The following is an 18974-nucleotide window of genomic DNA, read 5'->3' on the forward strand; positions in this document are numbered from 1 at the left end:
GCCCCACCTGGCGTCTGCAACGGCGAAAAGACAATGGCGCGTCTGCGTTGTCGCGGACGCGCCCTGATGTGCTACTAGATGCGCCTCAATATCGCCGCCTGCAACCGGGCGAAGTTCATCCGCCCATGACCCTGATTCAACGCTATCTTTTTCGACAGATTTCACTGCCCGTGGTCGCAGCGTGCGCCGCATTGGCGGGAATCGGGATTCTGAGCCAGAGCCTGGACCAACTCGAGGTCATCGTCGAGCGCGGCCAGAGCGTGTGGGTCATGGTCAAGCTGACGCTTCTGGCCCTGCCCCAGCTGCTGTCCGTGATCCTGCCCATCGGACTTTTCGTCGGCGCCCTGATCGCCCTGACCCGCTTACAGCGCGAGCAGGAAATGACCGCCGCCTTCGCCGGCGGCATGACGCGCTGGCAGGTGATCTCTCCGGCCGCGCGCCTGGCCGTGCTGGTCGCGCTCGTGACCCTGTTTGTCAATCTGTTCATGCTGCCCTGGGCCCAGCACGAGGCGCGCCGCCAGGCCTTCGCCATCCGCACCGACCTGGCCGCCCTGCTGGTCGAGGAGGGCCAGTTCGTCCAGGGCCCGGACGGCCTGACCGTCTATGTCCAGCAGATCGAGCAGAACGGCCTGCTCAAGAACCTGTTCGTCTATCTGGACGACGGCAAGAAGCTCACGACCTGGAACGCGTCCGAGGCCCGGTTCGGCCGCGCCGGCGGCGTGCCCGTCCTGACCCTGACGGACGGTTCCTGGCAGCAATATTCCTCGAACGGGGTGCTGAACTATCTGTCGTTCGACAACTACACCCTGGACCTGACGCCGTTCGCCGGCACCACCGAGGTGATCCGCTACAAGCCGTCGGACCTCTATCTGCGCCAGTTGCTGAACCCCTCTCCCAAGCTGCTGGAAACCGCTGGCTCTCGCGGCGAACTGCTGGCCGAGGCCCATTCGCGCCTGTCCTCGCCGCTGTACGCCCTGGTCGCCATGGCCCTGGCCCTGGCCGCCATTCTGGGCGGCGCCTTCAGCCGGACCGGCTATTCGCTGCGGATCGCCAAGGCGGCCGGCCTGTTCCTGCTGGTCCGGGTCATCGGCTACGGCCTGGTGGCCGCCAGCGCCTGGAACGCCTGGATGAACATCCTGCAATACGCCGTGCCGATCCTGGCCATCGCCGTGGCCATGCGGGTGCTCTTCCGCGCCTTGAAGCCTCGGCGATCCAGACGGCGTCGCGCCGGCGCCCTGAAAGCGAGGACCGCATGACCGCCCTCGGCTTCCATCCCCGGCGTTATTCGCCGCACCTGCCCCGTCTGGGCCGGATCGAACGCTATGTCCTGGTCCAGCAGCTGCGTTCGCTGGGCGTCGCTCTGGCGGTGATATCGGCCCTGGTCATGTTGATCGACTTCGTGGAGGTGTCGCGCGGCCTGGGCTCCAGCATGGACCTGTCCGCCGTCCGCATCCTCTATCTGGTCATGCTGAAGTCGCCGTCGGTGATTGTTCAGCTGCTGCCCTTCGTCTTTCTGTTCGGCACGCTTGGCGCCTTCATCGGCCTGAACCGGCGCAGCGAGCTGATCGCCATGCGGGCGGCCGGCGTCTCAGCCTGGCGTTTCGTCCTGCCGGCGGCGGGCATGGCCTTCGCGCTGGGCGTCCTGACCGTGACCACGCTGGGGCCCCTGGCGTCGGCCGGCGACGGCCTGTGGCAACGTGAACGCGCCCGCATCTCGGGCGCCGTTCCCGGCGCGGGCGAGCAGCAGGCCATCTGGCTGCGCGAGGGCGACGACCAGCGTCAGATGATCATCCGCGCCGGTCGCCAGGATCGCGCCAACGCCCGCCTGCTGGACGTCAACTTCTTCATCTACACTACCGGCCCGAACGGGCGGCGCACCTTTTCGGAACGGATCGACGCCCAGTCGGCAACCCTCAGCGCCGGACGCTGGCGTCTGACGAATGCGATCGGCGCCAGCATCGGCCAGCGCGCGGTCTCGTATTCGACCCTGGACCTGACCTCCAGCCTGGCGGACAAGGAGGCTTTCGAGCGGTTCGCCCGGCCCCAGGCGACGCCCTTCTGGTCGCTGCCCAACCAGATCCAGCGCATCGAGAACGCCGGCTTCACCTCCACCACCTACCGCCTGCGTTTCCAGCAGCTTCTGGCCACGCCCCTGGTGTTCGCGGCCATGTCCATCCTGGCGGCGGCCTTCTCCCTTCGGCTGATGCGTCTGGGCGACATGGCGCGGATGAGCGTGGCGGCCGTGGTGCTGGGCTTCGCCTTCTTCTTCCTGAACCAGTTCTCGTCGGCCATGGGCTCGGCCGAGGTGGTGCCGCCGTTCGTCGCCGCCTGGCTGCCGCCGGTTCTGACGGCGCTCGCCGCCTTCACCTTGCTGTTCTATACCGAAGACGGCTAGAGCCTGATCGCCTTGGACGAAGCCGCGAACCCCGTCCCCAGACCACGGATGGCCTATGCAGAGTGACCGCCGCCCCCGGCGTTTCATCGATTTCCGACAAGGGCTTCTGGCCGGAGTCGCGCTTGCGGCCTGGGCGCCGCTGGCCTCGTCGGCGCTCGCCCAGGCGCAACCTGCTGCAGAGGTCCGCACGCCGGCGCCCGCAGCCGACGGCCTGCCCGAAGGCGCGGTCTATGTCGACGCCGCCAGCGCCACGCGTCAGGGCGATGTCGTCACCGCCGTCGGCACGCCGGACCAACGCGTCTATCTGCGCACGCGCGGCCATGTCCTGCGCGGAGAGAGCCTGTCTTACGATCTGCAGGCCGGCACGGCGACCGGCGACGGCCGGGTCGAGGCCGTGGCCCCTGGCGGAACCGTCGTCTACGCCAGCCATCTGGAACTGGACAAGGATCTGAAGACCGGCGTGGCCGTCGACTTCGCCACCCGTCTCAGCAACGGCGCCAGCCTGATGGCCGCCACCGCCGTGCGCCGCACCGAAACGGTCAGCGAGCTGAACTACGCCCTCTTCACCCCCTGCCCCATCTGCGACGAGAAGGGGCCGCGCCGCCCGACCATCTCGATCCAGGCCGAAAAGGTGGTGCAAGACGAACAGCTGCGCGCGGTGCTGTATCGCAACGCCGTCTTCTATGTCGGCCCGGTCCCCGTCTTCTATACCCCCTATTTCGCCCACCCCGATCCATCGGTGGAGCGCGCCTCCGGCTTTCTGGTCCCCATCATCAACTACGACCAGGGGCGCGGCCTGTCGGTGGAGGTTCCCTATCTCCACGTCGTCTCCAAGTCCGAGGACTGGTTGATCAGTCCCCAGATCAACACCCGGATCGCCCCCCTGCTGAACCTGCAATGGCGGCGCCGTTTCGCCGACGGCATGATCGTGGCGCGCGGCGGCTATACCTACGAACGCAACTTCGGCGACTTCGACCTGAACGGAGACGGCGACTTCGAAAGCAACGTCCGCTTCGGCGACCGCGAACACCGCAGCTATCTGCTCTCGCACGGCGCCTTCGACCCCGACGGCCCCTGGCGTTATGGCTTCACAGCCGAACGGACTTCGGACAAGACCCTGTTCGACCGTTACGACGTCCGCAGCCCGTATCAGGACAACGGCCTCTACTACGGCGACCGTCGCCGTCTGATCAGCCAAGTCTACGCCGAGCATCAGACCGACCGCTCCTACGTCTCGGTCGCGGCCTTCTCGATCCAGAGCCTGCGCGTCGATCCACGCTTCGCCGCCACCGACTTCCGCGACCCGAACGGCTACAAGGTGTTCGAGAGCGACGGCGACCTGCCTCTGGTCGCGCCCCTGGTCGAGGCGCGGTGGGAGCCGCACGAACTGGTCTTCGGCGGACGCCTGCGGCTGAAAGGCTCGGCCGTGGCGCTGTACCGCGACAACTTCGTCGGCGCGCCCATCCTGAACCCGGACCTGGTCCCGCCAGTCACCACGGGCCTGGGCGGCGTCGACAGCCGCCGCATCACCGGACAAATGGAATGGCGCCGCACCGTCATCCTGCCCGTCGGCCTGCGGATCGAGCCCTTCCTGGACACCCGGGTCGACCTCTATTCCCTGTCGGACCTGCCGCCGATGATGGGGTTCGGCGCCGACGAGACCGTGTCCCGTTCGCGGCTCAGCGCCGGGGTGGACGTCAGCTATCCGTTGATCAAGCGCACGGCCGGCGCCGACATCATCCTGGAGCCCCTGGCCCAGATGTCGGTGTCCAACAGCGCCGACTTGGATCCCCGCATCCCCAACGAGGACGCTCAGATCATCGAATTGGACGAATCGTCCCTGTTCCGCATGGACCGCTTCTCGGGCTACGACCTGATCGAGGGCGGGGCGCGTCTGACGGCGGGCGGCCGCGCCACCATCCGCTGGTCCGAAGGCCGCAGCGCCAGCCTGTTCGTCGGCCGCAGCCATCGCTTCAACCGCGAGGACGCCTTCCGCACCAGCATCCCGGACGCGCCGGCCCGTCTGTACGACCCCAGCGGCCTGGCGTCGGAGACTTCGGACTGGGTGGTCCAGGGCAGCTTCTCGCCATCGGACCGCATCCGCAGCTGGGCCCACGCCACCATCGACGGCTCGGGCGATGTGCGCCGAGCCGAGGCCGCGCTGGACGGCCGTTGGGGCCGCCGCAATCTGGCCAGCGTCAGCTACATTCTGGACCGCTCCAACCCCCTGCCCGGCCCGCTGAACCGCAACTACGAGTTCGTCCAGCTGACAGGCCAACAGTTCGTCTACGGCAACTGGGGCTTCACCGTCGCGGGCATCGCCGATCTGCGAGAAAACCAGATCACCCGGTCCGAGGTCGGCCTGTTGTTCGACGACGACTGCCTGCGGTTCGAACTGGGCTTCCGGCGCGACAACACGCGCGTGCGGCCCAGCGGCCCCTCCGAAGGGGTTTATGTGCGCCTAAACCTCGCCACTTTCGGAGGTTCAGGTTATGGACAGGGCGAAATGCGTTGAGCATGACGCTTGACGGGGCGCGACCGCCTGCCGGCCTGGCCGGCGGACCGCTGTGAGGAATCAGGACGACCGATGGGTTTGATGCGTTATTCGACGGGGGCTGCGCTCGCGGCGCTCCTCCTCGCCGGTTCGGCCTATGGCCAGACGGCCCAAGCCCAGGCTCAGGCGCCCGCTCGCCCGGCCGCCCAACCTTCGGCGCAAGGCCCCGCCGCCGCCGGGGCGCCGAATCCTGCGGCCGGCGACACGCCGACGCGTCCGGCCGCCGCCCAGCCTCAATTCCAGCTGGCGGACGGCATTGTCGCCACCGTCAATGACAAGATCATCACCGGCTTCGACCTGCGCCAGCGCATGCTGATGCTGATCGCTTCGTCGCAGATCCAGCCGACCGAGGAAAACCTGCCCGCCATCCAGCAGGCGGCCCTGAACGCCCTGATCGAGGATCGCCTCAAGAATCAGGAACTGACCAAATTCGCCAGCCAGCTGAAGGTCACGGACGAGGAAGTGGACGAGGAAATCGCCCAGATGGCGCGCCAGGCCGGCGCGACGCCCCAGGCCTATCTTGAGTTCCTCCAGCAGGGCGGCATCCGGCCCGAGACCTTCCGCGAGAACCTGCGCACCGAGATCGGCTGGAGCCGACTGACCGGCGGCCGCTTCGGCTCGCGCGCGCGGCCCAGCCCGCTTCAGGTGGACCAGGAACTGCGTCGCCTGAACGCCGCCGCCGCTCAACCGCAATATCTGATCGGTGAAATCTACATCGACGCCGCGCGCGTCGGCGGCCAGCAGGCGGCTCTGAACGGCGCCCGCCAACTGGTGCAGCAGATCATCCAGGGCGCCCCCTTCCAGGCCGTGGCCCAGCAGTTCTCCTCGGCCCCGTCCGCCTCGGCCCGTGTGCCCGGCGACGCCGGCTGGGTGGTCAAGGGCACGGTTCAGCCCGCCCTCCAGGCCATCTTCGACCAGCTTCAGCCCGGCCAGCTGTCCAATCCCGTCGCCGTCGATGGCGGGGTCTACATCATCTATATGCGCGACAAGCGCGACGGCGCCGCCACCAGTCTGGTCTCGATGAAACAGGCCATGGTCGAACTGCCGGAAACCGCCAGCGAGGCGGAAGTCGCCGCCGCGACCGCCAAGCTGGAGACCCTGCGTCAGGGCCTGACCTGCGACAACATCATGTCCCAGGCGCGCGCCACCGCCGGCGTCACCTATGCGGACCTGGGCGAATCCGACGTTCAGAACCTGGCGCCCCAGTTCCAGCAGTTCGCCCGTACCGGAGAGGTCGGCGCCGTCAGTAGCCCGATCCGCACGCCGTTGGGCCTGCACCTGGTCGCCGTCTGCGGTCGTCGCGTCGGCGGGCCGGACGTGCCCACCCGGCAGCAGGTCGAGAATCGTCTGCGCGCCCAGAACCTGCAGGTCCTGGACCGTCGCTATCTGCGCGATCTGCGCAACGACGCCCTGATCGAGGTCAAATGACCGCTGCGGCCGCGCCTCTGGTCCTGACGCTGGGCGAACCCGCCGGCGTCGGACCCGAGATCACGGCCGCCGCCTGGACCACGCTGAAGGATCAGTCCTTGGCCTTCGCCGTGATCGGCGACGCGGCCCTGCTGCGCGCCCAAGGCGTTCCGGTGGTTGAGATCGACAGTCCCCTGGACGCCGCCGACCGTTTCGCCCGCGCCCTGCCGGTTATCCACCGCCCCCTGCCCGTCCCGGTCGTTCCCGGGCGTCCCGACCCGGCCAACGCCCCCGCCGTCGCCGACGGCATCGAGGAGGCGGTCGGCTTCGCCCTGTCGGGCCAAGCCTCGGGCGTCGTCACCGCCCCCATCGCCAAGGCGCCCATGTACGCCTCGGGCTTCCGGTTTCCCGGCCATACGGAATTCATCGCCGAACTGACGGCCGACGCCCCTTACGCGGGCACGCGCGGCCCCGTGATGATGCTGACCGCGCGCGATCTGCGGGCCTGCCTCGTCACCATCCACGTCGCCCTGGACCAGGTTCCCGAACTGGTCACGGGCGAGCGCGTGGCCCGCACCGCCCGCGTCGTCCATGAAAGCCTGAAACGCGACTTCGCCATCGCCCGTCCGCGCCTGGCCATGGCCGCCCTGAACCCCCACGCGGGCGAAGGCGGCGCTCTGGGCCTGCAGGAGATCGAGACCTTGATCCCTGTCGCGGAGCAGCTGCGAGGCGAAGGGATCGACATCACTGACCCGCGCCCCGCCGACACCCTGTTCCATGACGAAGCCCGCGCGACCTATGACGCGGCCATCTGCATGTATCACGACCAGGCCCTGATCCCGGTCAAGACGCTGGACTTCTGGGGCGGGGTCAACGTGTCCCTGGGCCTGCCGATCATCCGGACCTCGACCGACCACGGCACCGGTTTCGACATCGCCGGCAGGGGCCTGGCCCGGCCCGACAGCCTGATCGCCGCCATCCGCCTGGCTTCGGAGATGGCGGCGGCGCGCGCCGCGCGCTAACAGGGCGTGTGACCGACCTTCCCTCCCTCCGCGAAACCCTGGACGCCCACGGCCTTTCGGCCAAGAAGAGCTTCGGCCAGCATTTCCTGCTGGACCTGAACGTCACCCGCAAGATCGTGCGGCTGGCGGGCCCGTTCGAGGGCCGCGCCGTTATCGAGGTCGGCCCCGGCCCCGGCGGCCTGACCCGCGCCCTGCTGGAATCCGACGCCGGTGCCGTGGTTCTGGTCGAGAAGGACCCGCGCTTCATTCCGCTGCTGTCCGAACTGGACGACGGCTCCGGCCGCCTGACCATCGTCGAGGCGGACGCCCTGAAGGTGAAGGAGGCGGACCTGGTCGCCGGCCCCGCCCATCTGGTTTCCAACCTGCCCTACAACGTCGGCACGGCCCTGCTGATCAAATGGCTGACCGGGCCCTGGCTGCCGCACAGCCTGACCCTGATGTTCCAGAAGGAGGTCGCCGAGCGGGTCGCCGCTGGCCCCGGCGAGGACGCCTATGGCCGTCTGGCCGTCATCTCCCAGGCCGTCTGCACCGCGCGCATCGTCATGCACCTGCCCGCCGCCGCCTTCACCCCGCCGCCCAAGGTGGCCTCCGCCGTCGTCCGCCTGGACCCGCTGGCCGAACGTCCCGCGCCCGAGCGATTGAAGAAGCTGGAGCACGTCACCGCCGCCGCCTTCGGCCAGCGCCGCAAGATGCTGCGCTCCAGCCTGAAGCAACTGGGCGGCGCCGCCCTGTGCGAGGCCGCCGGCATCGAACCCGACGCCCGCGCCGAAACCATCGACGTCGCGGGCTTCCTGAGATTGGCGGATGCCCTAAAATGACCGTCGAACCTTTCCGCGCCATCACCGTCAGCCGCCTGGCGCACGAATTGAAGGCCGAAGGCCGGTCGATCATCCATATGGAGTTCGGCCAACCGTCCACGGGCGCCCCCGCCGCCGCCATCGCCTGCGCCCATCAGGTGCTGGACCAGGACGCCATGGGCTATTGGGAAAGCCCCGACCTGCGCGCCCGCATCGCCCGCCTCTACGACGACCGCTACGGCGTCGCGGTGGACCCCGAGCGGATCGTCCTGACCAACGGCGCCTCGCCAGCCCTTGTCCTGGCCCTGACGACGCGGTTCCGGCCCGGCGACCGCATCGCCCTGGCCCGTCCGGGCTATGTCGCCTATCGCAACACCCTGCGCGCCCTGCATCTGGAGCCGGTGGAGATCGCCTGCGGGCCGGAAACCCGCTTCCAACTGACGGCCGCGCAACTGGCCGCCCTGGACCCGGCCCCGGCCGGCGTCATCATCGCCAGCCCGGCCAATCCGACCGGCACCATCATCCCGGCCGAGGAACTGGCCGCCATCGCCGAGGTCTGCCGCGCGCGGAACATCGCCATCATCTCGGACGAAATCTATCACGGCCTCAGCTATGTCGGCCCCACCCCGTCCATGCTGCAGTTCGCGTCGGACGCCGCCGTCATCAACAGCTTCTCCAAATACTGGAGCATGGCCGGCTGGCGCCTGGGCTGGCTGGTCGCGCCCCAGGACCGCATCGCCGCCGCCCGCGCCCACATCGGGAATCTTTTCCTGACCCCGCCCAGCCTCAGCCAGCACGCCGGCCTGGTCGCCATGGACGCGAAGGAAGAGCTGGAAGGCCACGTTCGGACCTATGCCCGCAATCGCGAGCTGATGCTTCAGGCCCTGCCCGCCCTGGGCCTAAGGAAGATCGCCCCGCCCGACGGCGCCTTCTACATCTGGGCCGACATCGGCCATCTGACCGAAGACAGCCTGGCGTTCTGCGAGCAGCTTTTGCGCGATACGGGCGTCGCCACCGCGCCGGGCGTCGACTTCGACCCGGTCGAGGGCCGTCATTTCATCCGTTTCAGCTTCGCCGTCTCCACGGCCGAGATCGAGGAGGCCCTGGCGCGTCTGACGCCCTGGTTCGCGCTCAGAACTCAAGAGGCGATGGCTTAGGCCGCATCGGCCTGCGCCCCGGCGTAGGTCGCGCGGTTCAGCGCCTCGTACAGCTTCTTCGGCTCCAACGGCTTGGCCAACCAGTCGGTCATGCCCGCCGCATAGCAGGCCGTGACCTGTTCCGACTCGGTGCCGGCGCTGAAGCCGATGACCGGCACATCCGCGTTCAACCCGCCCGAAGCCCGCAGACGCCGCGTCGTCTCGTTGCCGTCGATGCCCGGCATGTTGACGTCCATCAGCACCACGTCGAACGGCCGGTCTTCCAGCAACAGTAGGGCCACATGGCCGTCCGAGGCCGTGGTCAGGTCCACGTCCAGCGGCTGCAGCACCAGGGCGATGGTGCGGCGGTTGATCTCGTGGTCGTCGACCGCCAGCACCTTGATCCGACGGGTCAGGGTCGGAGCGCTGACCGCCCCCTGATCCTCGGCCTCGGTCGGCTGTCCCTCGGGCAGATCGACGCACAGGGTGAAGGCCGCGCCCTGTCCCGGCGGGCTGTCCACCGTCAGGTCTCCACCCATCAATCGCGCCAGCTCCCGGCTGACGGTCAGTCCCAGCCCCGTCCCGCCATAGGTGCGCGCCACCTCGGCCGAGCCCTGGGCGAAGGGGGTGAACAGACGGCGCATCGCCTCCGGCGCGATGCCGGCGCCCTGGTCGATCACCGTCAGCGTCAGGCGGCGCAACGCGCCCTGCGAAACCGCCCCGGCGACGATCCGGATCGTCCCCTCGGGCGTGAACTTGATGGCGTTGGAGATCAGATTGTTCACGATCTGACGCAGGCGATAGGGATCGCCCTTCAGCCAGACGGGCTGGTCGTCGCAGACCAGATCCAGCGTCAGCCCCTTCTCGGTCGCCGGCGCGGTCCAGAACCGCGCCGTGTCGCGGGCCATTTCACCCAGTTCGAAATCGCGGGCCTCCAGCGCCATGGCCCCCGCCTCCATCTTGGAGTGATCCAACAGGTCGTTCAGCATCCCCGTCATCAGACGCCCGGCGTCCACGATCAGATCGGCGGTTTCCTCGCGCTTGCTCGGTTCGCCTTCCCCCCGGATGACGTGCGCCCCGGCCAGGATGGCGCTGACAGGGGTGCGCAGTTCATGGCTGACGATGGCGGCCATGGCGGCGCGGTCGGCCATGGCGGTCTGGGCCTGCTCCAGCCGCCTCTCGGCCTCGGCGCGGGCGACGATCTCGGCCCGACGCATCTTGTGAACACGGAAATAGACGTTCAGCATTGTGCCGACGAACAGCAGGCTGGACAGGCTCATGACCACCAGGCCGCTGGTGTCGCCCTGGACGATCTTGACCACCGGCATCAGGGCCAGAACCGCCAGATAGGGGCCGCCGCCGATGAAGAACAGCGCGCGCGATTCGATGCCCGAGGCCACATTGGTCAAAAGCCCCCCGGCCACGATCAGGGCGGACAGGGTGACGAGCGCAGGATGGTTGGTGGACCAGATCACCAGGGCCACCCCGGCATAGGTCGCCCCCATGAGGGCGGTGGACATCAAGGCCGCGATCGCGCGGCGGCGGCTGTGCGCGCCGTGCGCGCGCCGAAACGGCCCCATCGCCAGAAGTTCGAAAGCCTGAACCAGCAGCGCCCAGGCGATCCAGGCCGGCAGCAGCGCATTCATGCCGGACGAATACAAGATCCAGCCGATCAGCCCGGCCAACAGCATGCGTACCGGCGTCTGCTTGACCCGCTCGTTCGCGCTGATGGCCAGCATCGGCGCGATATCATCCAGAAACCGCATGAGGCCTCCCTTTCGGCCTCACCCTAGCGGAAAGAGCGCGAACAGGACGTAAACCGACGATACGAGACCTTGGCGTTCAGACCGCTTCGCGCAGCAAAGCGGTCTTGTAGTTCTCGACCCACAGATTGCGGAACCGGCGCGAACGCTCCGCGTGATAGATGTGGGCCAGCTCGGCGTAGGATCGGTCGAAATCCTCGTTGACCAACACATAGTCGAAGGCGTCGCAGTGTTCGATCTCACCCTTGGCGTTCGCCACGCGGCGTTCGATCACGTCCTCGGCGTCCTGCGACCGTGTCACCAGGCGGCGACGCAGTTCTTCCAGGCTTGGCGGCAGGATGAAGACCCGCACGGCGTCCTCTGGGCATTTTTCGGCCACGTCGCGGGCGCCCTGCCAGTCGATGTCGAACAGCACGTCGCGCCCCTCGGCCAGGGCGCGGTCCACCGGCGAACGCGGGCTGCCGTAGCGGTTGCCGTGCACGTCGGCCCACTCCAGAAAGGCGTCGGCGTCGATCAGCCGCTGGAATTCCTCGTGGCTGACGAAATGATAGTCGCGCCCGTCCACCTCGCCCGGCCGGATACCGCGCGTGGTCATGGAGACCGACAGCTCCAGCGCCTTATGGTCCGCCATCAGGCGACGACACAACGACGTCTTGCCCGCGCCCGACGGGCTGGCGACGATCAGGAGGACGCCGCGGCGGGGCGTTCTTTCATTCGACATTTTGAATTTGTTCTCGAAGCTGTTCGATGACGGCCTTGAGCTCCAGGCCGATTCCGGTGAGCGCGGTCGTAGCGGATTTCGAGCAGAGCGTGTTCGCCTCTCTCATGAATTCCTGCATCAGGAAGTCGAGTTTCCGCCCGGCTGGCGCCGAGGCCACAAGTCGGCGCGCCGCCTCGACATGGGCCGTCAGCCGATCCAGCTCCTCGCGCACGTCCGCCTTGGTCGCCAGGGCCGCCGCCTCCAGAAACACACGCTCCTCCAGCTCCGGCGCGCCTGTCGCCGCGAGGGTGGGCGCCAGTTCGGCCATGCGGCGGGCGAACCGCTCGCGGATCGCCTCGACCTGCGCCCCGGCCTCGGTCTCGGCCTGGACGACCAGAGCTTCGATCCGGTCGATGAAATCCTCCAGCACGGGCTTCAGTTGCGCGCCCTCGGCCTCGCGCGACGCCTTCAGGGCGTCCAGCGCCGCCTCCACCGTGGTCAGCATGGCGGCCTCCAGCGCCGCGCGCGCCTCGGGATCGTTCTCCTCTTCCGGCGCCTCGATCACGCCGCGCAGGGCCAGAAGGCCGTCGGCGCTGGGGGGCGTCGCCCCGTCCTCCGCCAGTTGATTGGCCAGGGCCAGATAGCGGTTCAGGACGTCCTGATTGACCACCACGGCCGCCTCGCCGCCTTCGACCCGCCGCGCCTGCAGGCCGACGCTGACCTGGCCCCGTGCGAACCGAGCCTGTCCCGCCGCCTTGGCCGCGCGCTCCAGGGGGTCGAACCCGTTCGGTCCGCGGAAGCGGACCTCCAGGTTACGGCCGTTGACCGAGCGCGCTTCTACCGCCCACGTCCAGCCCAGGCCGGCGCCGTCGGCCCGCCCGAAGCCCGTCATGCCCGACAGCCGGCTCATCTCGCGCCCTGGCTGGCGCCAGGCGGCAGGGTGATCACGGCCTGCGCGCCCGACACGGGCTGGTCTGCAGGATTGGTCATGGGCGCGGCGCTGGCGTCCGGCGTCGCCGGGACCGGAGCCTCGGGCGGCAGACCCGCCTTCTGGCGCTCGATGGCGCGCCAGCGCGCCACATTCTGCTGGTGCTGCTCATAGGTGGCGGCGAAGGCGTGGCCGCCCGATCCATCGGCGACGAAGAACAGGGCCGGATCGGCCGGCGGATTCAGCACCGCCTTCAGCGCCTCCTTGCCCGGATTGGCGATCGGCGTCGGCGGCAGGCCGTTGATCTGATAGGTGTTCCAGGGCGTTTGCTGCAACAGCTCGGAGCGCCGGATGCCCCGGCCCAGCGGCCGCCCCTTGGTCACGCCATAGACGATGGTCGGGTCGCTCTCCAGCCGCATTCCGGCGCGCAGTCGGTTGGAAAAGACCGCCGCCACGCGCGGCCGTTCCGCCGCCAACCCGGTCTCCTTCTCGACGATGGAGGCCAGGATCACCGCCTCCTCCGGGCTGCGCGCCACCGTGCCCGGCCCGCGCTGAGCCCACAGCTGGCGCAGGTTCTCGCTGGCCGCCCGCTGCATCCGCTCGATCACCGACTGCCGGGTCTCGCCGCGCACCACCTCATAGGTGTCGGGCCAAAGACTGCCCTCTTCGGGTGTCTGATCGACGGTCCCGGTCAGGACCGGCTGATTGTTCAGGATGTCCACCGCTTGCAGCGACGACCAACCCTCGGGCAGGGTCACGAAATGGCGCACCACCCGCCCCTCGACCAGTAGGTTCAGCACCCCGGCCAGGGACGCGCCGGACGGCACCTCATACTCTCCGGCCCTCAGCTTGCGGTCCGCTCCCGTCAGGCTCGCGGCCGCGCGGAACAGATCGGCCGAACGGATCACCCCCGCCGCCTTCAACTGCAAGCCGATGGCCGAAACGCCCGAGCCGCTGGCCAGCGTCACCACTGTCTTGTCGCCCTGACGCGCGGACGGTCCCGGCCCGAAATAGACCACCCAGACCGACACCAACGCGACCAGCAGGAACAGGCCGAAGGTGGCCGAAGCCGTCACCAGCGAGACCGTGAACCCCGACCTGCCGCTGCGTTTCTCGACCCGTTCGCGCCCGAACACCTCAGTCGACCTTCTTGAAGATCACCGAGGCGTTGGTGCCCCCGAAGCCGAAGCTGTTGGACATGGCCACATCGATCTTCATCGGCTTGGCCTTGTTGGGGACCAGATCAATGGGCGTCTCCATCTCGGGATCGTTCAGATTGATGGTCGGCGGCGCGATCTGATCGCGGATGGCCAGGACCGAGAAGATGCTCTCGATGGCGCCGGCGGCCCCCAGCAGGTGGCCCGTCATCGACTTGGTCGAAGACACCGCCACGTTCGGGGCGTGATCGCCCACCAGCCGCTCCACGGCTTTCAGCTCGATCCAGTCGGCCATGGTCGAGGTGCCGTGGGCGTTGACGTAGTCCAGGTCCGACGGCTGCAGCCCGGCCCGCTTCAGCGCCGCCTTCATGGCCCGCAGGCCCCCGTCGCCGTCCTCGGACGGGGCGGTGATGTGATAGGCGTCGCCGCTCATGCCGTAACCCACGACCTCGGCGTAGATCTTGGCCCCGCGCGCCTTGGCGTGCTCGTACTCCTCCAGCACCATGACCCCGGCGCCCTCGCCCATGACGAAGCCGGCGTGGCCCCGGTCATAGGGACGCGACGCCGTCTCCGGCGTGTCGTTATAGGCGGTGCACAGCGCCTTGCAGGCCAGGAAGCCGGCGATGCCGATGGGCACGATGGAGCTTTCGGCCCCGCCCGCCACCATCACCTCGGCGTCGCCCAGGGCGATCATCCGCGCCGCATCGCCGATGGCGTGGGCGCCGGTGGCGCAGGCCGTCACGACGGAATGGTTCGGCCCCTTCAGGCCGTGGCGGATCGAAATCTGGCCCGACGCCAGGTTGATCAGGGCCGAGGGAATGAAGAAGGGGCTGACCCGACGCACGCCCTGTTCCTTCAGCACGATGGCCGTATCCGCGATGGGGCCCAGGCCGCCGATGCCGGAGCCGACCATGACGCCGGTGGCCTCGCGGTCCTCTTCGGTCTCGGGCTTCCAGCCGGCGTCCTCCAGGGCCTCGTCCGCCGCCGCGATGGCGTACAGGATGAAGTCGTCGACGCGCTTCCTGTCCTTGGGCGACATGATCTTGTCGGGATCGAAGTCGCCTTCGCCGCCGCCGCCGCGCCCGTCGACGCTCGGCACTTCGCCGGCGATGGTGCAGCCATAGCCTTCGGTGTCGAAGGCGGTGATCGGGCCGATGCCCGAACGTCCCTCGACGATGCCCTGCCAACTCTTCTCGACGCCCCAGCCCAGGGGGGTCAGCAGACCGATGCCCGTAACGACGACGCGGCGCATGGTGCGTGCTCCTTCAGCTCCAAACCTTCCCCTACGGAATCACACGGAGATTCGTCTGGGTCAGAAACAGTAAAGGCCGCCGGGCCTCTCCGCTAGGAGCGCCGGGCGGCCTTTTGAACCGTCAGCCTTTCGGCTTTCCGTCGGTAGCTGGGATCAGCCGGCCGACTTTTCGTCGATGAACTTGACCGCATCGCCGACCGTCTGGATGTGCTCGGCGGCGTCATCCGGGATTTCGATGTCGAATTCTTCTTCGAAGGCCATCACCAGCTCGACGTTGTCGAGCGAGTCGGCGCCCAGGTCGTCGATGAAGCTGGCCTTTTCCGTGACCTTGTCCGGATCGGCGTCCAGGTGGTCGATGACGATCTTGCGAACGCGCTCGAGGGTGTCGGACATGAGTGTCTCTCTGCCTGTTTGAAATCGCCGTAGAGGCGGGGGTAGCTTAGAAATCGCCGTCTCACGGCAGCGAAGGCGACGCAAGCCCGAAGGCCGTGATCGACAACGCATCCCTGCCCTTTAGCACAGGCTTTCGGGCAGGAAATAGTCTGTTGCGTGACGTGATGACGATCAGATCATCGCCATGCCGCCGTTCACATGCAGGGTCTGGCCCGTCACATAGGCGGCTTCGTTGGACGACAGATAGACGGCGGCGGCGGCGATCTCGTCGCCCGTGCCCAGCCGTCCAGCGGGGATTTTCGTCAGAATGGCCTCGCGCTGCTGGTCGTTCAGCACGTCCGTCATCGGTGAAGCGATGAAGCCGGGCGCGATGCAATTGACCGTGATCCCGCGTGAACCGACTTCCTGGGCCAGCGACTTGGAAAAGCCGATCATGCCCGCCTTGGACGCCGAATAGTTGGTCTGGCCCGGATTGCCGGTCACGCCGACCACCGATGTCACGCCGATGATTCGCCCCGAACGGCGCTTCATCATCCCCTTCACCGCCGCGCGGGTCAGGCGGAAATAGGATTCCAGATTGATCTGGATGACCGACTGGAAGTCCTCGTCCTTCATCCGCATCAGCAGGCCGTCCTTGGTGATGCCGGCGTTGGCCACCAGGATGTCCAGCGGCGAACCCGCCGCCGTCTCGGCCGCATTGACCAGATTGTCGACCGACTCAGGGTCCGACAGATTGGCGGTGGCGAAATGCGCCCGCTCACCCAGTTCCTTGGCCAGGTCCGCCAGCACCGCCTCGCGCGTGCCCGACATCACCACGGTCGCGCCCTGCGCATGCAGCGCCCGCGCCACCGCCCCGCCGATGCCGCCCGTCGCGCCCGTCACCAGCGCGGTCTTGCCTGCAAGATTGAACATTCGTCCTCTCCTTCTTCCGTCGTCCTCGGGCTTGACCCGAGGATCAGGCGCCGTGCGACGCCGATGTCTGTGTCAGCGCTCGTATTCAACGCCGAAGTGCGGATGGTCCGATCCTCGGGTCAAGCCCGAGGATGACGGCATGTGCGTGTTCAGACGCCCTTGGCGAAGGCTTCCAGATCTTCCGGCGTATTCAGCGCCACGCTCTCGGCGTCCGGGGCGATCCGCTTGGCCATGCCGGTCAGCACCTTGCCCGATCCGACCTCCACGAAGCGGGTCACGCCGCCTTCACCCGCCATCCATTCCATGCTTTCGCGCCAGCGCACGCGGCCGGTGACCTGTTCGACCAGCAGGCGGCGGATGACTTCCGGGTCGCTCTCGGGGCGCGCCAGCACATTGGCCACCACCGGCACGACCGGCGCCAGGATCGTCGCCGAGGCCAGGGCGTCCGCCATTTCGTCGGCGGCGGGCTGCATCAGCGGGCAGTGGAAGGGCGCCGAGACGTTCAGCGGGATCGCCCGCGCGCCCAGTTCCTTGGCCTTCTCGATGGCGCGGTCCACCGCCGCCTTCTCGCCCGAGATGACGATGTTGCCCGCATTATTGTCATTGGCGACCACGCAGACGCCGATCTCGGCGCCCGCCGCCGCAGCCGCCTCGGCCAGGGCCAGATCGGTCTTGGGGCCGATCAGCGAGGCCATCGCCCCCTGCCCCACCGGCACGGCCCGCTGCATGGCCTGACCGCGCAGCTTCAGCAGCCGCGCCGTGTCCGACAGGCTGATCGCGCCCGCCGCCGCCAGGGCCGAATATTCGCCCAGCGAGTGACCGGCCACATAGGCCGCCGTCGCCACGTCGAACCCGAATTCCTCCTTCAGCGCCCGGATCGCCGCCATGGACACCGCCATCAGGGCCGGCTGGGCGTTCTCGGTCAGGGTCAGCTGATCCTCGGGGCCTTCACGCATCAGGACCGACAGCTTCTGGCCCAGAGCCTCGTCCACCTCGGCGAAGACGTCGCGGGCGGACCGAAAGGCGTCGGCCAGTTGCACGCCCATGCCGACGGCCTGGCTGCCCTGTCCGGGAAACAGAAGTGCGAGGGTCATCGACCGCTCCCTGAATCATTGATCAAGGCGCGGAGCCCTAATCCCTGACTTCCGCAAGGGCAAGCGTCCGCGCGTCGCGCTCTCAACCGGCCCGCCGCGCCGCGACCTTGATCCGCACCTCGATCATCCTGGACACCCAGTCGGCCGTGGCGTCGGACGCCATGCCCAGGTCCAGGGCCGTGCGGTCCAGTTCCAGTCGCCCGTCGACCGTGGCGACCCCGTCCTTCTCCACGAAGGTGAAGGGCAGGACCACCGGCACGGTCGTCGTCTTGATCCGCAGCGTGCCCGTCGCCTCGTAGCGATCGCCGCCCAGGGCGCGGAAACGGTCCGCCTCGAGCCGCGCGGTCGGATAGGCGGCGGGATCGAACCATTCGGCGCCCTGCAACGAACCTTCCTGCGTGGGGTCGCCGGTGCGGGCGCTGGCGGTCTCCACCGTCACCACGGCCTTGGACCCCGCCAGGTCCGCCGGATCGAACCACACCTGCCCCCGCCAGCGGTCGAACCGCCCCTTGAAGGGCGCGCCGGCATGGGTTCCGCTGAATTCGATGCGTGAGGCGGCGCTGTCGATGGTCCAGGCTGCGGCGGTTCCCGGCGTCACGGCCACCTCGGGGACGGCTGGGGGCGTCGCCGGCTTGGGCGTCGCGGTCTCGGCCTGATGGGTCATGGGCAGGCCCGGCTGGGCGTAAGGCCGCCCGGCGATGGCCCCGGCCGCGGCGATCACCGCCACCAGCCCCACGCCGACGGCCCGCTCAGCCCAGGGCGCGCGCGACCTGTCGGCTCCGGCCGCATGGCCGCCCTTCAGTCCGGGAACCATCTGCGACAGCACCCCGTCGCGGTCCAAGAACTGGTGCTTCAACGCGGCCGCGACATGCAGGACGATCAGGGCGGTCGCGCCCCAGGCCATCAGCGAATGCGCCCCCATGGCCTGGAAGGCCAGGGCCCGCTTCACCCCGGCAGGCAGGTCCGCGACGCCCGGCAGGTGCGGGATCGGAAACAGGCCGAACCAGCTGGTCGCCACCTCCAGCGCCCGATCCTGGGCCACCGCCCATCCGGCCGAGACATACAGCCAACCCGTCAGCGGCAGGGCCAGCATCAGGGCGTAGAAGGCGATGTGGGTGGCGTGGGCGGCGAAGGCCTCCCACCCCTTCATGTCGCGCGGCAGGGCCGGCGGCCGATGCGTCAGCCGCCAGGCGATCCGCACCACCGTCAGCCCCAGGATCAGGAAACCGATCGACTTGTGGATCTGGAACACCCGATAGGCCAGGGCCTGGCTCTCGGGCCGTTCGATGGCCGCCGACATCCACAGCCCCATCGGGATCATCGACAGGATGCACAGCGCTATCGCCCAATGCAGGGCGATGGCGACGGCGGAATAGCGGCGGCGGTCGGCGGTCATGGTCGTCTCTTGATAGTCGGATTGAAGACGGCGGCCCCCTAACAGGCCCGCCGTCCAGGGGCCGTCGG

16 protein-coding genes are annotated in these 18974 nt (G+C 68.5%); 7 read left to right on the forward strand and 9 right to left on the reverse strand.

Annotated elements, in window-relative coordinates:
* Positions 1-125: 125 nt before the first annotated feature.
* From ACWPV3_RS12815 to ACWPV3_RS12845, 7 genes are all read left to right on the forward strand, one after another.
* Positions 126-1256, forward strand: a complete 1131-nt coding sequence (locus ACWPV3_RS12815) for an LptF/LptG family permease (RefSeq protein WP_453978101.1) — start codon at positions 126-128, stop codon at positions 1254-1256.
* Positions 1253-2395 carry an LPS export ABC transporter permease LptG gene (gene lptG, locus ACWPV3_RS12820; protein WP_292088267.1) on the forward strand — a complete coding sequence of 381 codons (1143 nt, stop codon included), beginning with the start codon at positions 1253-1255 and terminating at the stop codon, positions 2393-2395. The genes ACWPV3_RS12815 and lptG overlap by 4 nt, the downstream gene beginning before the upstream one ends.
* A 55-nt stretch (positions 2396-2450) precedes the next feature.
* On the forward strand, positions 2451-4910 hold the full coding sequence (locus ACWPV3_RS12825) for an LPS-assembly protein LptD (protein ID WP_453978102.1): 2460 nt from the start codon (positions 2451-2453) through the stop codon (positions 4908-4910).
* Between the two features lie 81 nt (positions 4911-4991).
* Entirely contained in the window at positions 4992-6377 is a 1386-nt protein-coding gene (locus ACWPV3_RS12830; protein WP_453978103.1) for a peptidylprolyl isomerase, read from the forward strand.
* The gene (gene pdxA / locus ACWPV3_RS12835; protein WP_453978104.1) at positions 6374-7378 is read left to right on the forward strand and encodes a 4-hydroxythreonine-4-phosphate dehydrogenase PdxA; all 1005 of its coding nucleotides are present in this window, start codon (positions 6374-6376) and stop codon (positions 7376-7378) included. The genes ACWPV3_RS12830 and pdxA overlap by 4 nt, the downstream gene beginning before the upstream one ends.
* Before the next feature lie 8 nt (positions 7379-7386).
* Entirely contained in the window at positions 7387-8196 is an 810-nt protein-coding gene (rsmA, locus tag ACWPV3_RS12840) for a 16S rRNA (adenine(1518)-N(6)/adenine(1519)-N(6))-dimethyltransferase RsmA (protein ID WP_453978105.1), read from the forward strand.
* Positions 8193-9332, forward strand: coding sequence for a pyridoxal phosphate-dependent aminotransferase (locus ACWPV3_RS12845; RefSeq protein WP_453978106.1), 1140 nt, complete (start codon positions 8193-8195; stop codon positions 9330-9332). The genes rsmA and ACWPV3_RS12845 overlap by 4 nt, the downstream gene beginning before the upstream one ends.
* On the opposite strand, the gene ACWPV3_RS12850 is transcribed toward ACWPV3_RS12845, so the two are convergent.
* The 9 genes from ACWPV3_RS12850 to ACWPV3_RS12890 form a co-directional block, all read right to left on the reverse strand.
* Positions 9329-11077 carry an ATP-binding protein gene (locus ACWPV3_RS12850; protein ID WP_453978107.1) on the reverse strand — a complete coding sequence of 583 codons (1749 nt, stop codon included), beginning with the start codon at positions 11075-11077 and terminating at the stop codon, positions 9329-9331. The genes ACWPV3_RS12845 and ACWPV3_RS12850 overlap by 4 nt on opposite strands.
* A 76-nt stretch (positions 11078-11153) precedes the next feature.
* Positions 11154-11795, reverse strand: coding sequence for a guanylate kinase (gmk, locus tag ACWPV3_RS12855; RefSeq protein ID WP_292088276.1), 642 nt, complete (start codon positions 11793-11795; stop codon positions 11154-11156).
* Complete coding sequence (locus ACWPV3_RS12860) at positions 11785-12684, reverse strand: YicC/YloC family endoribonuclease (protein ID WP_453978108.1); 900 nt, start codon at positions 12682-12684, stop codon at positions 11785-11787. Before ACWPV3_RS12860 ends, gmk begins: the two co-directional genes overlap by 11 nt.
* Positions 12681-13838: an endolytic transglycosylase MltG gene (gene mltG / locus ACWPV3_RS12865; RefSeq protein ID WP_453978109.1), complete on the reverse strand. Its 1158-nt coding sequence runs from the start codon at positions 13836-13838 to the stop codon at positions 12681-12683. Before mltG ends, ACWPV3_RS12860 begins: the two co-directional genes overlap by 4 nt.
* 1 nt (position 13839) lies before the next feature.
* Positions 13840-15111: a beta-ketoacyl-ACP synthase II gene (gene fabF, locus ACWPV3_RS12870; RefSeq protein WP_453978110.1), complete on the reverse strand. Its 1272-nt coding sequence runs from the start codon at positions 15109-15111 to the stop codon at positions 13840-13842.
* A 153-nt stretch (positions 15112-15264) separates the two neighbouring features.
* A complete protein-coding gene (locus tag ACWPV3_RS12875) occupies positions 15265-15504 on the reverse strand; it encodes an acyl carrier protein (RefSeq protein WP_008264317.1) in 240 nt (79 codons plus the stop codon).
* 171 nt (positions 15505-15675) lie between these two features.
* Positions 15676-16416, reverse strand: coding sequence for a 3-oxoacyl-[acyl-carrier-protein] reductase (gene fabG, locus ACWPV3_RS12880; RefSeq protein WP_453978111.1), 741 nt, complete (start codon positions 16414-16416; stop codon positions 15676-15678).
* Positions 16417-16565: 149 nt separating this feature from the next.
* Positions 16566-17510 carry an ACP S-malonyltransferase gene (gene fabD, locus ACWPV3_RS12885; RefSeq protein WP_453978112.1) on the reverse strand — a complete coding sequence of 315 codons (945 nt, stop codon included), beginning with the start codon at positions 17508-17510 and terminating at the stop codon, positions 16566-16568.
* 82 nt (positions 17511-17592) lie between these two features.
* Positions 17593-18906 (reverse strand): cytochrome b/b6 domain-containing protein, encoded by a 1314-nt coding sequence (locus tag ACWPV3_RS12890; RefSeq protein ID WP_453978113.1) that lies wholly within the window; start codon positions 18904-18906, stop codon positions 17593-17595.
* Positions 18907-18974 lie beyond the last annotated feature (68 nt).

The sequence above is a fragment of the Brevundimonas sp. Marseille-Q4549 genome, assembly GCF_976940555.1.

Bases quoted from the DNA above. Each gene is read 5' to 3' on its own strand.
- ACWPV3_RS12815 (WP_453978101.1), top strand. From the start codon at position 126: ATGACCCTGATTCAACGCTATCTTTTTCGACAGATTTCACTGCCCGTG.
- lptG (WP_292088267.1), top strand. From the start codon at position 1,253: ATGACCGCCCTCGGCTTCCATCCCCGGCGTTATTCGCCGCACCTGCCC.
- ACWPV3_RS12825 (WP_453978102.1), top strand. From the start codon at position 2,451: ATGCAGAGTGACCGCCGCCCCCGGCGTTTCATCGATTTCCGACAAGGG.
- ACWPV3_RS12830 (WP_453978103.1), top strand. From the start codon at position 4,992: ATGCGTTATTCGACGGGGGCTGCGCTCGCGGCGCTCCTCCTCGCCGGT.
- pdxA (WP_453978104.1), top strand. From the start codon at position 6,374: ATGACCGCTGCGGCCGCGCCTCTGGTCCTGACGCTGGGCGAACCCGCC.
- ACWPV3_RS12845 (WP_453978106.1), top strand. From the start codon at position 8,193: ATGACCGTCGAACCTTTCCGCGCCATCACCGTCAGCCGCCTGGCGCAC.
- ACWPV3_RS12850 (WP_453978107.1), bottom strand. From the start codon at position 11,077: ATGCGGTTTCTGGATGATATCGCGCCGATGCTGGCCATCAGCGCGAAC.
- gmk (WP_292088276.1), bottom strand. From the start codon at position 11,795: ATGTCGAATGAAAGAACGCCCCGCCGCGGCGTCCTCCTGATCGTCGCC.
- ACWPV3_RS12860 (WP_453978108.1), bottom strand. From the start codon at position 12,684: ATGAGCCGGCTGTCGGGCATGACGGGCTTCGGGCGGGCCGACGGCGCC.
- fabF (WP_453978110.1), bottom strand. From the start codon at position 15,111: ATGCGCCGCGTCGTCGTTACGGGCATCGGTCTGCTGACCCCCCTGGGC.
- ACWPV3_RS12875 (WP_008264317.1), bottom strand. From the start codon at position 15,504: ATGTCCGACACCCTCGAGCGCGTTCGCAAGATCGTCATCGACCACCTG.
- fabG (WP_453978111.1), bottom strand. From the start codon at position 16,416: ATGTTCAATCTTGCAGGCAAGACCGCGCTGGTGACGGGCGCGACGGGC.
- fabD (WP_453978112.1), bottom strand. From the start codon at position 17,510: ATGACCCTCGCACTTCTGTTTCCCGGACAGGGCAGCCAGGCCGTCGGC.
- ACWPV3_RS12890 (WP_453978113.1), bottom strand. From the start codon at position 18,906: ATGACCGCCGACCGCCGCCGCTATTCCGCCGTCGCCATCGCCCTGCAT.